3 protein-coding genes are annotated in these 15153 nt (G+C 61.7%); 2 read left to right on the top strand and 1 reads right to left on the bottom strand.

Annotated elements, in window-relative coordinates; all coding sequences use genetic code 11:
- The first annotated feature begins 79 nt into the window (after positions 1-79).
- Entirely contained in the window at positions 80-1093 is a 1014-nt protein-coding gene (locus BMY54_RS17705) for a GNAT family N-acetyltransferase (RefSeq protein WP_093435059.1), read from the top strand.
- Between the two features lie 134 nt (positions 1094-1227).
- On the opposite strand, the gene BMY54_RS17700 is transcribed toward BMY54_RS17705, so the two are convergent.
- Positions 1228-1782, bottom strand: a complete 555-nt coding sequence (locus tag BMY54_RS17700) for an RNA polymerase factor sigma-70 (protein WP_093435057.1) — start codon at positions 1780-1782, stop codon at positions 1228-1230.
- A gap of 370 nt (positions 1783-2152) precedes the next feature.
- On the opposite strand from BMY54_RS17700, the gene BMY54_RS17695 reads away from it, so the two are divergent.
- Positions 2153-15151 (top strand): non-ribosomal peptide synthetase, encoded by a 12999-nt coding sequence (locus BMY54_RS17695; protein WP_093435055.1) that lies wholly within the window; start codon positions 2153-2155, stop codon positions 15149-15151.
- Positions 15152-15153: the final 2 nt, after the last annotated feature.

Genomic DNA, 15153 nt, shown 5'->3' with positions numbered 1-15153 from the left:
TTTGCGGGCAAAGCCTAAATTTTCCCTCCCGGATCACGTCCCATCGTTGAACTGTCGACGATTATCGTGAGCCCGACCCATGTCCAATCTGAATGACCTGACTTCCCTGGCCTTGCCTGCGGGCAGTCAACTGATCGCTGATGTCAGCGAAAGCCGTCTGAGCCTGAGCCTGGACGGACAACCGCTGATCCGCTTGCGCCTCGATCGAGACGCAAAGGGGCCGATCCAGATCGATGAGCGTTTTGCGTTGCCGCCCGGGCAGGCGTTGTGGGCAGCCTGTTACTGGCTGTTCGCGCGGGATCCGGGGTGCCGGCAATTGACCTGGCAACTCGATCAGCCACCGACCGAAGCGTTGCTCAGTGGCTTGCTGGTGAGCACCGAAGTGGCTGGCGAATATCGCTGCGAGCGCACGCTGTTCTGGCAATTGCCGCAACCTTGGCTTGGGACTTCGCTGACGGGCAGCTATCCGCAGCAAATGGTCATCAGCCAAGGTAAACGTCATCCGCTGCGGCCAGTCAAACCGCGCGGTGAAGTGTATCGGCGTTTCGATGCCCGCCTTGGTGCGTGGATTTCCCTGCGCACTGTAGAGATCGAAGCAGACCTGGCGCGCTTCAACCGCTGGCAGAACAGCCCGCGCGTCGCCAGTTTCTGGCAGGAAGAGGGCAGCCTCGAGAAGCATCGCGAATACCTGAGCAAGCTCGATGCTGACCCGCATACGCTGACGCTGATTGGCTGTTTCGATGATCAGCCGTTTGCCTACTTCGAAGCCTACTGGGCCAAGGAAGATCGCATCGCGCCGTTCTACGATGCCGACAACTACGATCGCGGTATTCACATGCTGGTCGGCGAGGAAGAGCACCGTGGCCCGCATAAAGTGGCGAGCTGGTTATCGGCGCTGGTGCATTACCTGTTTCTCGATGATCCGCGCACTCAGCGGGTGGTCGCCGAGCCACGGGCCGACAACGCGAAGATGATCGGCCATATGCAGAATCAGTGTTTTCACTGTGAGAAAGAGTTCGACTTCCCGCACAAGCGCGCGGCGCTGATGATGTTGGGGCGTGAGCGGTTTTTTGATCGGTGCAAATTAGCGTGAGCTGATCGGGTTCAGGATCTTTGTGATTTTGAGTCCGTCTTCGCGAGCAAGCTCGCTCCCACATGGTTTCTGCATACGCAGATCTAATGTGGGAGCGAGCTTGCTCGCGAATGGCTTGACGCCGAATTCAGATCCTAGCGACGAGCCGCAATCACCGCATCCCGCCGACTGCCCGACACCTTGCGGCAGTGCACCAGTGCATCACGAATCATGAAGTTGACCAGGGTTGGCGAAACACCCAGTTCCTTGGCAATGTCCTTTTGCGGCACGCCGTGCAGGCGGTACATCTCGAACGCATAGCGCGTGCGGCTGGGCAGTTCGGTCAGCGCGTCTGCGATGTTTTCCAGGGTCGAGAAATTGATATGCGAGGTTTCCGGCGAAGCACCCTGGATGACCACATTCAGCCCTTCCTCTTCAGGGCCGGAGTACTTCTGCTCAAGCGCCTGTTTGCGGTAGTGATCGATGGCGAGGTTGCGCACGATCTGGAACAGATAGCTCAGTTGAGCCTTGATCGACGACGTGATCGGTGGCGCCGATTGCAGTCGGAAAAACGCATCCTGCACCACATCTTCGGCGCGCGAACGGCAGCCGGTAATGCGGGCTGCAATCTTGACCAGAATCAGTCGATTGTCGACGAATGCATGAAGTAGCGGTGAATCGCACTTGCTTGTGGATACTTGTTCCGTCATGGAAATCACCTTGCTGCCAAATAGGTTCGTGGGGCGCCTTGGAGGAGGGGCGTCCTACACATCGAGCGACAAATTATGTTGAATGATAATGATTGTCAATTGAGAAAGAGAAGTAATGCGCTACAAAAGTGCGTTCTGAGAACTGCGACATGCCGCCGCACCCCGGCCGCATTGGCGCTCCTGCCCGCCGACTAATTATTTCAAGACGTCATCCGTTCTCATTGGTGAATGGTTCCGGGCGCACAACCCCGGCCACACCACATTCCGCAGCCTTGCGTGGTCGGCACAGACCGCGCCCTGCATGCCCTTCGAGGGGCGTGACGCAGCAAACCCGATTCCATTAGCAAGCCGAATTCAGGCAGGAAACCTCATGACCGACGCGTTCGAACTCCCCAGCACCCTGGTCCAAGCCCTCCAGCGCCGCGCGGCCCTGACGCCGGATCGACTGGCCTTGCGTTTTCTCGCCGAAAACGAAGAGCAGGCTGTGGTACTCAGTTATCGTGAGCTGGATGAGCGCGCACGCACCATTGCGGCAGCGCTGCAAGCCGAGGCTGCCTTCGGTGACCGCGCGGTATTGCTGTTTCCCAGCGGTCCGGATTACGTCGCGGCATTTTTCGGTTGCCTTTACGCCGGCGTGATCGCAGTGCCGGCCTATCCGCCGGAATCCGCGCGCCGTCACCATCAGGAGCGTTTGCTGTCGATCATTGCCGACGCCGAACCGCGTCTGCTGCTGACCAGCGCCGAGCTGCGCGACGCCTTGCAGCAGATCGAGGGTGCGCCGCCGTTGTTGTGTGTCGACACTCTCGACAAGACACTGGCGCAAAACTGGGTTGAACCGAGCCTGCCGCAAGACCACATCGCTTTCCTGCAATACACCTCCGGTTCGACTGCACTGCCCAAAGGCGTGCAAGTCAGCCACGGCAATCTGGTCGCCAACGAGCTCCTGATCCGTCACGGTTTCGGCATCGACGTGAACCCTGACGATGTGATCGTCAGCTGGCTGCCGCTGTACCACGACATGGGTTTGATCGGTGGTCTGCTGCAGCCAATTTTCAGCGGCGTGCCATGCATTCTGATGTCGCCGGCGTACTTCCTCGGTCGGCCATTGCGCTGGCTGGAAGCGATCAGCGAATACGGCGGCACCATCAGCGGCGGGCCGGACTTCGCCTATCGCTTGTGCAGCGAACGGGTCAGCGAGTCGGCGCTGGAACGTCTCGATCTGAGTCGCTGGCGCGTGGCCTATTCCGGTTCCGAGCCAATCCGTCTCGACACCCTGGAGCGCTTCGCCGAGAAGTTCGCCGCATGTGGTTTCAGTGAGCACAGCTTCATGGCCTCGTACGGTTTGGCCGAAGCCACGCTATTCGTCGCCGGCACCCCGCGCGGCACCGGTATCCCGGCACTGCGCGTGGACGATCAGGCGCTGGCACAAAACCGCGCCGAGCCGGGCGATGGCAGCCCAATCATGAGTTGTGGTATCAGCCAACCTGAACACGCGGTGCTGATCGTCGAGCCAAACACGCTCGTCGAACTCGCCGACAACGCGGTCGGCGAAGTCTGGGCCGCAGGCCCGAGCATCGCCCACGGCTACTGGCGCAATCCTGAAGCGAGCGCCAAGACCTTCGTCCAGCACGCCGGCCGCACCTGGCTGCGCACCGGTGACCTGGGCTTCATGCGCGACGCTGAGCTGTTCATCACCGGACGCCTGAAAGACATGCTGATCGTGCGCGGCCACAACCTGTATCCACAGGACATCGAAAAAACGGTCGAGAACGAAGTGGAAGTGGTGCGCAAGGGTCGCGTCGCTGCATTTGCGGTCAATCAGGATGGCGAGGAGGGCATCGGCATCGCGGCGGAAATCAGCCGCAGCGTGCAGAAAATCCTCCCGCCGGAGGCGTTGATCAAAGCCATTCGCCAAGCCGTGGCTGAGGCTTGTCAGGAAGCCCCGAGCGTGGTGGTGCTGCTTAATCCCGGCGCCTTGCCGAAAACTTCCAGTGGCAAATTGCAGCGCTCGGCGTGCCGCAATCGTCTGGCCGATGGCAGCCTCGACAGCTACGCGGTGTTCCCGTCGAACACCGTTGAAAGCCAGGATGCAGTCACCAGCGCCTCAGAACTTGAAGGCTTGATCGGCAAGATCTGGGCTGAGCAACTCAACGTCAAACAGGTCAATGCCGACGACCACTTCTTCCTGCTCGGCGGCAACTCGATCGCCGCTACGCAGGTGGTCGCCCGCGTGCGTGAAGAGCTCGCGCTTGAGCTGAACCTGCGCCTGTTGTTCGAAGCACCGACCCTGGCAGCGTTCGCCGCAGCCGTTGCGCAACAGCAGCAGGACGGCGGCAGCGCCCAAGGTGCAATCACCGCGTTGTCGCGCAGCGAGCCGATGCCGCAATCGCTGGCGCAAAACCGTTTGTGGATCACCTGGCAACTCGACCCACAGAGCAGCGCCTATAACATTCCCGGTGCCCTGCGTTTGCGTGGCGAACTGGACGAAGACGCTTTGCGTGCCAGCTTCCAGCAACTGATCGAACGCCACGAATCCCTGCGCACGCGTTTCTTCGAGCGCGACGGCGTGGCCCTGCAACAAGTGACTGTCGGCGCCAAATTCAACCTGCAACTGATCGACATCAGCGACTTGCCGGCGCCTGAGCGCGAGGCCCATGCGCAACAAATCCGCGAAGACGAAGCACGCACCCGGTTCGACCTGGAAAAAGGTCCGCTGCTGCGGGTGACGCTGGTGCGTCTCGACGACGAAGATCACCAATTGCTGGTGACGCTGCACCACATCATTGCCGACGGCTGGTCGCTGAACGTACTGATCGATGAATTCTCGCGCCTGTACGCCGCCGCTTCGCAAGGGCTGACGGCCAACCTCGCGCCATTGCCAACCCAGTACGCCGACTACGGCAGCTGGCAGCGTCAATGGCTGGCGCAAGGCGAGAGCGCGCGGCAACTGGCCTGGTGGAAAGCGCAGTTGGGCGACGAGCATCCAGCGCTGGAACTGGCCACCGATTACCCACGCTCCGCCAAGCAAACTCACAGCGCCGCACGCCATACCGTGCGTCTGGGCGCGAGCCTCAGCGATGCGCTCCGTAACACGGCACAGGCTCAGCAATCGACCCCGTTCATGCTGTTGCTCGCGGCATTCCAGAGCCTGCTGCATCGCTACAGCGGTCAGCGCGACATCCGCATCGGCGTACCGAATGCCAACCGTCCACGCCTGGAAACTCAGGGGCTGATCGGCTTCTTCATCAACACCCAAGTGCTGCGAGCAGAGATCGATTCGCGCCTGTCATTCGTTGCGCTGTTGGCCCAGACCCGCAACGCCGCACTCGGTGCCCAGGCGAATCAGGATCTGCCCTTCGAACAACTCCTCGAAGCCTTCCCGCAGGCCCGCGAACAAGGTCTGTTTCAGGTCATGTTCAACCACCAGCAACGTGATCTGAGTGCGCTCAAACGTCTGCCGGGTCTGCTCGCCGAAGAACTGCCGTGGCACAGCCGCGAAGCCAAGTTCGACCTGCAATTGCACAGCGAAGAAGACCGTAACGGTCGCCTGACCCTGTCGTTCGACTACTCCAGCGAACTGTTCGATGTGGCGACCATCGAGCGTCTGGCCGAGCATTTCAGCAACCTGTTGCGCGACGTCTGCGAACGTCCGGAGCAAGCCATCGGTGATCTGCAACTGCTGACCGCCACTGAGCACGATCAGCAACAACACTGGGGCGTTGCGCCATGCACCCCGGCGCAACAATGGCTGCCAGAACTGCTCAACGAACAGGCGCGCCTGACCCCGGAACGCACCTCGCTGGTGTGGGACGGCGGCAGCCTCGACTTTGCCGAATTGCACGCGCAAGCCAACCGCCTCGCGCATTACCTGCGCGACAAAGGCGTCGGCCCGGATGTCTGCGTGGCCATCGCTGCCGAGCGTTCGCCGCAACTGCTGATCGGCTTGCTGGCGATCATCAAGGCCGGCGGCGCCTATGTGCCACTGGACCCGGATTACCCGGCCGATCGTCTGGCTTACATGCTCCGCGACAGCGGCGTCGAACTGCTGCTGACCCAGACCGAATTGCTCGGCCGCTTGCCGGCCAGCGACGGCGTCAGCGTGATCGCCATGGACGCGTTGCACCTGGAAAACTGGCCGAGCCAGGCACCGGGTCTGCACCTGCACGGCGATAATCTCGCCTATGTGATTTACACCTCGGGTTCCACCGGTCAACCGAAAGGCGTCGGCAACACCCACGCGGCACTGGCCGAGCGTCTGCAATGGATGCAGAACACCTACCGCCTCGATGAAACCGATGTGCTGATGCAAAAGGCACCGATCAGTTTCGACGTGTCGGTGTGGGAATGCTTCTGGCCACTGATCACCGGCGCGCGTCTGTTGATCGCCGGCCCCGGCGAACACCGCGATCCGCATCGCATCGCCCAGTTGGTTCAGGCCTATGGCGTGACCACGCTGCACTTTGTACCGCCGCTGCTCGCGCTGTTCATCGACGAACCACTGAGCGCCGAATGCACCAGCCTGCGCCGGGTGTTCTCCGGCGGCGAAGCGCTGCCAGCCGAACTGCGCAACCGCATCCTCGCGCAACTGCCGGCGGTGCAATTGCACAACCGTTACGGCCCGACTGAAACCGCGATCAACGTCACCCACTGGCATTGCACCACTGCCGATGGTGAGCGCTCGCCGATCGGTCGTCCGCTGGGCAACGTGATCTGCCGCGTGCTCGACGCCGATCTCAATCCGCTGCCGGCCGGTGTGCCGGGTGAGTTGTGCATCAGCGGTATCGGCCTGGCTCGTGGTTACCTTGGTCGTCCATCGATGACCGCTGAACGCTTTGTGGTCGATCCATTGGGCGAGCAGGGCGCCCGGTTGTACCGCACCGGCGACCGTGCGCGCTGGACATCCGAAGGCGTGATCGAATACCTCGGCCGCCTCGATCAGCAAGTCAAACTGCGTGGCTTCCGCGTCGAACCGGAAGAAATCGAAGCACGCTTGCTCGCCCAGGACGGCGTCGCCCAAGCCGTGGTGCTGGTGCGCGAAACCGCTGCCGGTGCGCAGCTGATCGGCTACTTCACCGCGACCGATGCCAGTGAAAATCCTGACGAGCAAATCACCCGGCTGAGAACTGCGCTGGCCGCCGAGCTGCCGGAATACATGGTCCCGGCGCAACTGATGCGTCTGGACGCAATGCCCCTGAGCCCCAGCGGCAAACTCGACCGCCGCGCCTTGCCCGAGCCGCAATGGCAAGTGCGTGAACACGTCGAACCGGTCACTGCACTGGAACAGCAGATCGCCGCGATCTGGCGCGAAGTGCTCGGTCTGCCTCAAGTCGGTCTGCGCGACGACTTCTTCGCCCTTGGTGGCCACTCGCTGCTGGCCACGCAAATCATCTCGCGTACTCGTCAGGCCTGCGACGTCGAGCTGCCGTTGCGCGCGTTGTTCGAACACAGCGAACTGGCTGATTTTGCCGAACAGATCCGCCTGATCCAGGCCAGCGGTCGCACCAACAAACAGCCACCGATCGACAAGGTCGATCGCAGCCAACCGGTGCCGTTGTCGTACTCGCAACAGCGCATGTGGTTCCTCTGGCAGATGGAACCGGACAGCCCGGCCTACAACGTTGGCGGCATGGCGCGCTTGCGCGGCGTGTTGCATGTCGAGTGTTTCGAGGCCGCGTTGCAAGCGCTGATCCTGCGCCACGAAACCCTGCGCACCACCTTCCCGAGTGTCGACGGCGTCGCCCGTCAGCAGGTGCATGGCGAAACCGGTGTGCGCATGAGCTGGAAGGATTTTTCAAAACTTGCCGCCGATGTGCGTGAGCAAAAGGTTCAGCAGTTTGCCGACGAAGAAGCGCATCTGCCGTTCGATCTGGAAACCGGCCCGCTGCTGCGCGCCTGTCTGGTGAAGACTGCCGAGCACGAACATTACTTTGTCCTGACTCTGCACCACATCGTCACCGAAGGCTGGGCGATGGATATTTTCGCCCGGGAACTCAGTGCGCTGTACGAAGCCTTTGTTGATGACCGTGATTCGCCGCTTGAGCCGCTGCCGGTGCAGTACCTCGACTACAGCGTCTGGCAACGCAATTGGCTGGAATCCGGCGAGCGTCAGCGCCAACTCGACTACTGGACCGCGCAACTCGGTCGTGAACATCCGCTGCTGGAATTGCCGGGGGACCGTCCGCGTCCCCCAGTGCAAAGCCATCAGGGTGAGCTGTTCCGTTTCGACCTCAGCGACGACCTCGCCGCGCGGGTTCGTGCGTTCAATGCGCAAAACGGTCTGACCCTGTTCATGACCATGACCGCCGCGCTTGCCACGCTGCTTTACCGCTATAGCGGCCAGACCGATCTGCGCATTGGCGCGCCAGTGGCCAACCGCATTCGCCCGGAAAGTGAAGGGCTGATCGGTGCATTCCTCAACACCCAAGTGCTACGTTGCCAGCTCGACGGCATGATGTCGGTCGGCGAACTCTTCGAGCAGGTGCGTCACACCGTGATAGAAGGCCAATCGCACCAGGACCTGCCGTTCGATCACCTGGTTGAAGCCTTGCAACCGCCGCGTAGCGCCGCGTACAACCCGTTGTTCCAGGTGATGTGCAACGTGCAGCGCTGGGAATTCCAGCAGAGCCGCATGCTCGCCGGAATGACCGTCGAGTACCTGGCCAACGATGCACGAGCGACCAAGTTCGACCTCAACCTGGAAGTCACCGACCTCGACCATCGCCTCGGTTGCTGCCTGACTTACAGCACCGATCTGTTCGACGAGCCGACCATCGCGCGCATGGCCAAGCATTGGCGCAATCTGCTCGAAGCGCTGATCGCCGATCCGCAGCAGCGCCTGAGTGAATTGCCGCTGCTCGATGCACCTGAGCAACAGCACCTGCTCGACAGCCTCGGCATCGAGTCGGGCGAGCATCGTCTCGATCAGTGCATTCATCACCTGTTCGCCGAACAGACGCTGGCCCGCAAAGACGCGCCGGCCCTGACCTTCGCCGGGCAGACCCTGAGCTACGCCGAACTCGACGCCCGCGCCAATCGTCTGGCCTGGGCCTTGCGTGAGCGCGGTGTCGGCCCGCAGGTGCGGGTCGGCCTGGCGCTGGAGCGTTCGCTGGAAATGGTCGTCGGCCTGCTGGCGATTCTCAAGGCTGGCGGTGCGTATGTGCCGCTGGACCCGGAATACCCGCTCGACCGTCTGCATTACATGATCGAAGACAGCCGCATCGGCCTGCTGCTCAGTGATCGTGCCATGTTCAAAGCCCTTGGCGATCTGCCGCCAAGTGTGGCGCGCTGGTGTCTGGAAGAAGACAGCGCGGCACTCGCCGCTTACCCGGCCCGCGAGCTGCCGTTTATCAGTCTGCCGCAGCATCAGGCGTACCTGATTTACACCTCGGGTTCGACCGGTAAACCAAAAGGCGTGGTGGTCTCCCACGGCGAAATCGCCATGCACTGCCAAGCCGTGATCGAGCGGTTTGCCATGCGCCCCGACGACTGCGAACTGCATTTCTATTCGATCAACTTCGACGCGGCGACCGAGCGCCTGTTGGTGCCGTTGCTCAGTGGCGCGCAGGTGGTGTTGCGTGCGCAGGGTCAGTGGGACGCGGAAGAAATCTGCGATTTGATCCGCACGCATAAAATCAACGTGCTTGGTTTTACCCCGAGCTACGGCAGCCAGTTGGCGCAGTTCCTCTCGACGCAAAACGAAATCTTGCCGGTGCGGATGATCATCACCGGCGGCGAAGCGCTGACCGGTGAGCACCTGCAACGGATTCGCGCGGCGTTCCAACCGGCAATGTTCTTCAATGCCTACGGCCCGACCGAAACCGTGGTCATGCCCCTGGCCAGTCTGGCGCCGGAGGTGCTGGAAGAGGGCGCCGGCAGTGTGCCGATCGGCAGCGTGATTGGCGCACGCGTGGCGTACATTCTCGACGCCGATCTGGCATTGGTACCGCAAGGTGCAACCGGTGAATTGTTCGTCGGCGGCGCCGGTCTGGCCCAGGCCTATCACGACCGTCCGGGCATTACCGCCGAGCGTTTTGTCGCTGACCCATTCGCCACCGATGGCGGGCGCATGTATCGCACCGGTGACCTGGTGCGCCAGCGTGCCGATGGTTTGGTGGAATATTTGGGACGAATCGACCATCAGGTGAAAATCCGTGGATTCCGTATCGAACTGGGCGAAATCGAAACGCGTCTGCTCGATCACGAGTCGATCCGCGAAGCCGTGGTGCTCGCACTGGATGCCCCGAGCGGCAAACAACTGGTTGGCTATCTCGTGACCGAGGTTGCCGAGCAAAGTGAAGCCCGTCAGGCTGAACTGCGCGACGCCCTCAAGGCGCACCTCAAGGCACAACTGCCGGATTACATGGTGCCGACTCACCTGATTCTGCTGGCGAGCATGCCGCTGACCGCCAACGGCAAACTCGACCGTCGCGCCTTGCCGGCGCCGGACCCTGAGTTGAGTCGTCAGGACTACGTCGCGCCGAGTAACGAACTGGAGCAGACCCTGGCGCAGATCTGGTGCGAGGTGCTCAACGTCGAGCAGGTCGGCCTCAACGACAACTTCTTCGAACTCGGTGGCGACTCGATTCTGTCGATCCAAGTGGTCAGCCGTGCGCGTCAGCAAGGCATTCATTTCAGCCCGCGTGATCTGTTCCAGCATCAGACCGTGCAAACCCTCGCCGCTGTGGCCAGTCGTACCGAGCAGGTGACGGCCGAGCAAGGCCTGGTGGCTGGCGAATCGGCCCTGACGCCGATTCAGCACTGGTTCTTCGACACGGAAATCCCTGAACGTCAGCACTGGAACCAGGCGTTGTTGCTGGAGCCAACTGTGGCGCTGGAACCGCATCGTCTGGAGCAGGCGCTGCTGGCGGTGATCGAGCAGCATGACGCCTTGCGTCTGCGCTTCACCGAGGCCGACGGCCAATGGCAAGCGACGCATCAACCAGCCTCCGATGCGGTGGTGTTGTGGCAAGTGCGCGTGACCTCGATGGACAAGTGTGAAGCACTGTTCGCTGATGCTCAGCGCAGTCTCGATCTTGAACAAGGCCCGTTGGTGCGTGCCGTGCTGGTCGATGGCCCTGAAGATCAACAACGCCTGTTTATCGCCATCCATCACTTGGTGGTCGACGGCGTGTCGTGGCGCGTTCTGCTCGATGATCTGCAAACCGTGTATCGCCAACTCGACGCCGAACAAGCGGTGAAACTGCCGGCGAAAACCAGTGCCTTCAAAGACTGGGCGGCACGTTTGCAGGCCTACGCCGGCAGCGAATCCCTGCGCGAAGAACTCGACTGGTGGCAGACCCAACTGGCCGGGCCGAACGCTGATCTGCCCTGCGAAAATCCGCAGGGCGGCCAGCAGAATCGTCACGCACAAACCGTCAGCGTGCGCCTCGATGCCGAGCACACCAAACAGTTGTTGCAACAGGCTCCGGCGGCTTACCGCACGCAGGTCAACGATCTGCTGCTGACCGCACTGGCCCGCGTAATCTGCCGCTGGAGTGGGCAACCATCGGCGCTGGTTCAACTGGAAGGTCACGGCCGCGAAACCCTGTTCGACGAGATCGACCTGACCCGCACCGTCGGCTGGTTCACCAGCGCTTACCCGCTGCGTCTGACCCCGCACAACATCGAAGAAGCTGCGGGGCAGGGCGCTTCGATCAAGGCAATCAAGGAGCAACTGCGCGCGGTGCCGCACAAAGGCCTCGGCTACGGCGTGCTGCGTTATCTCGCCGATGACCTCAGCCAGCGCAGCATGGCCGCGCTGCCGCAGGCGCCGGTTACCTTCAACTACCTCGGCCAGTTCGACCAGAGCTTCGGCAGCGATGCGCTGTTCCGTCCGCTGGACGAGCCGGTCGGTGCCGCGCACGATCCGCAGGCGCCATTGCCCAACGAGTTGAGCATCGACAGCCAGGTTTACGGCGGTGAATTGCTCCTGCGCTGGACCTTCAGCGGCGAGCGTTATGACGCGCAGACCATCAACGATCTGGCCGACGCCTACCTCGGTGAGCTGCAAAGCCTGATCACCCATTGCCTGCAAGACGAGGCCGGCGGCCTGACGCCATCGGACTTCCCGCTGGCCAGGCTGACTCAGGCGCAACTCGATGCCTTGCCGGTGCCGGCCGCGCACATCGAAGACGTCTATCCGCTGACGCCGATGCAGGAAGGCATGTTGCTGCACACCTTGCTCGAACCGGGCACCGGCCTGTACTACATGCAGGATCGCTACCGCATCAACAGCGAACTCGACCCGCAGCGTTTCGCTCAGGCCTGGCAAGCGGTGGTCGCCCGTCACGAAGCGCTGCGTGCCTCGTTCTGCTGGAACGTTGGCGAAGACATGCTGCAAGTGATTCATACGCCGGGTCGTACGCCAATCGAATATCTGGACTGGAGCGCCATCGCTGAAATCGAGCAGGAACCGAAGCTGCAAGCGCTGCTGCAACACGAGCGCGAGGCCGGTTTCGATCTGCTCAATCAGGCGCCGTTCCACTTGCGCCTGATCAAGGTCGGCGCGTCGCGTTACTGGTTCATGATGAGCAACCACCACATCCTCATCGATGCCTGGTGCCGCTCGTTGCTGATGAACGACTTCTTCGAGATTTACACCGCGCTGGGTGAGGGTCGTGAAGCGCAACTCGCCGTACCACCGCGTTACCGCGATTACATCGGCTGGCTGCAACGCCAGAGCCTCGCCGAAGCGCGGCAGTGGTGGCAGCAGAACCTGCAAGGGTTCGAGCGCACCACGCCGATTCCGAGCGACCGTCCATTCCTGCGTGAACATGCCGGTGAAAGCGGCGGCATGGTCGTCGGCGACCGCTACACCCGCCTCAATGTCGAGGACGGTGCGCGTCTGCGGGAACTGGCGCAGGCGCATCAACTGACCATCAACACCTTCGCCCAAGCTGCGTGGGCCTTGGTCCTGCGGCGCCTAAGCGGTGATCGTGACGTGCTCTTCGGCGTCACCGTGGCCGGGCGTCCGGTGGACATGCCGGAGATGCAACGCACCGTCGGTCTGTTCATCAACAGCATCGCGCTGCGGGTGCAGATGCCGGCTGATGATGAACGCAGCAGCGTGCGTCAGTGGCTCAGTGGTTTGCTCGACAGCAACATGCAGCTGCGCGAGTACGAATACCTGCCGCTGGTGAACATTCAGGAACAAAGCGAATTGCCGAAAGGCCAGCCGCTGTTCGACAGCCTGTTCGTCTTCGAAAACGCCCCGGTGGAAGTTTCGGTACTCGATCATGCGCAGAGCCTGAATGCGACTTCGGACTCGGGCCGTACGCACACCAACTTCCCGCTGACGGCGGTGTGTTACCCGGGCGATGACCTCGGTCTGCACCTGTCGTACGACCAGCGTTATTTCGACGAATCGACCATCGAGCGCATGCTCGGCGAGTTCAAACGCCTGCTGCTGGCGCTGGTCGATGGCTTCCATGGCGACATGGCCGATCTGCCGCTGCTAGGCACAGAGGAACAGGACTTTCTGCTGCACGGTTGCAACCAGAGTGCCCACGATTATCCGCTGGAGCAGAGCTACGTGGCGCTGTTTGAAGCGCAGGTTGTCGCGCATCCGCAACGGATTGCCGCTACGTGCCTTGATCAACAACAGAGCTATGCCGAGCTGAACCACAACGCCAACCGTCTCGGCCATGCACTGGTCGCCGCCGGTGTGCAGATGGATCAACCGGTGGCCTTGCTCGGCGAACGTAACCTCGATCTGCTCGGCATGATCATCGGCAGCTTCAAGGCCGGCGCGGGTTATCTGCCGCTGGATCCGGGCCTGCCGAGTCAGCGTCTGCAACGCATCATCGAATTGAGCCGCACGCCGGTGCTGGTCTGCTCTAAAGCATGCTTTGAACAGGCGCAGACCTTGCTGGATGAATTCAGCTGCGCCAATCGCCCGCGCTTGTTGGTCTGGGAAGAGATTCAAGCGGCAGCGACAGCGGCGCAGAACCTCGGCATTTACAGCGGCCCGGACAACCTCGCTTACGTGATCTACACCTCGGGTTCGACCGGCCTGCCGAAAGGCGTAATGGTCGAACAGCGCGGCATGCTCAATAACCAGTTGAGCAAGGTGCCGTATCTGCAACTGAGCGAGGCCGATGTGATTGCGCAGACCGCTTCGCAAAGCTTCGATATTTCGGTCTGGCAATTCCTTGCCGCGCCATTATTCGGCGCGCGGGTGGACATCGTGCCGAACACCATCGCCCACGATCCGCAAGGTTTGCTGGTGCATGTGCAAACGCAGGGTATCACCGTGCTGGAGAGTGTGCCGTCGCTGATTCAAGGCATGCTCGCCTCGGAGCGCCTGAGTCTGGATGGCTTGCGCTGGATGCTGCCAACCGGCGAAGCGATGCCACCGGAACTGGCGCATCAATGGCTGCTGCGTTATCCGGACATTGGTTTGGTCAACGCGTACGGTCCGGCGGAGTGCTCGGACGACGTGGCGTTCTTCCGTGTCGACATGGCGTCGACGCGCGGCAGTTACTTGCCGATCGGCACGCCGACCGACAACAACTTGCTCTATCTGGTCGATGGCGCGCTGGAACTGGTGCCGTTGGGCGCGGTAGGTGAGTTGTGTGTCGCCGGGACCGGCGTCGGGCGCGGCTATGTCAGCGATCCGCTGCGCACCGCGCCGGTGTTTGTGCCGAATCCGTTCGGTGCGCCGGGCGAGCGTCTGTATCGCACCGGTGACCTGGCGCGGCGTCGCAGCGACGGTGTGCTGGAGTACGTTGGCCGGGTCGATCACCAAGTGAAGATTCGCGGTTATCGCATCGAGCTGGGTGAGATCGAAGCGCGCCTGCATGAACAGCCGGAAGTGCGCGATGGCGCGGTCGCTGTGCAGGAGGGCGTCAACGGTAAACACTTGGTCGGTTATCTGGTTGCGGCCGATTCGGCACTCAATCCGAGCGAACGCCTGGAGCGGATCAAACAGCGCCTGCGCGCCGAACTGCCAGAGTACATGGTGCCGCTGCACTGGTTGTGGCTCGAGCAAATGCCGCTGAATGCCAACGGCAAACTCGATCGCAAAGCCTTGCCGGCGCTGGAGATCGGCCAGTTGCAGAGCGAGGATTATCTGGCCCCGCGCAATGATCTTGAACAGACGTTGGCTGATATTTGGGCCGAGGTGCTGAAGGTCGAAAAGGTCGGTGTACGCGACAACTTCTTCGAGCTGGGCGGGCATTCGTTGCTGGCGACGCAGATCGCCTCGCGGGTGCAGAAAACCCTGCAGCGCGATGTGCCGCTGCGAGCGATGTTCGAGTGCAGCACGGTGGAGGAGTTGGCTGAGTACATCGATGGATTGGCGGCGAGTGATATCACCGAGGAGAAGGTTGATCGGTTGAATGATCTGATGGCGGAGCTGGAGGGCCTCTGATT

It is taken from the genome of Pseudomonas sp. ok266 (assembly GCF_900110195.1).
GTDB lineage: Bacteria > Pseudomonadota > Gammaproteobacteria > Pseudomonadales > Pseudomonadaceae > Aquipseudomonas > Aquipseudomonas neuropathica.
The sequence above is the reverse complement of the archived record's forward strand: the minus strand, read 5'-3'. Positions and strand labels throughout refer to the sequence as shown.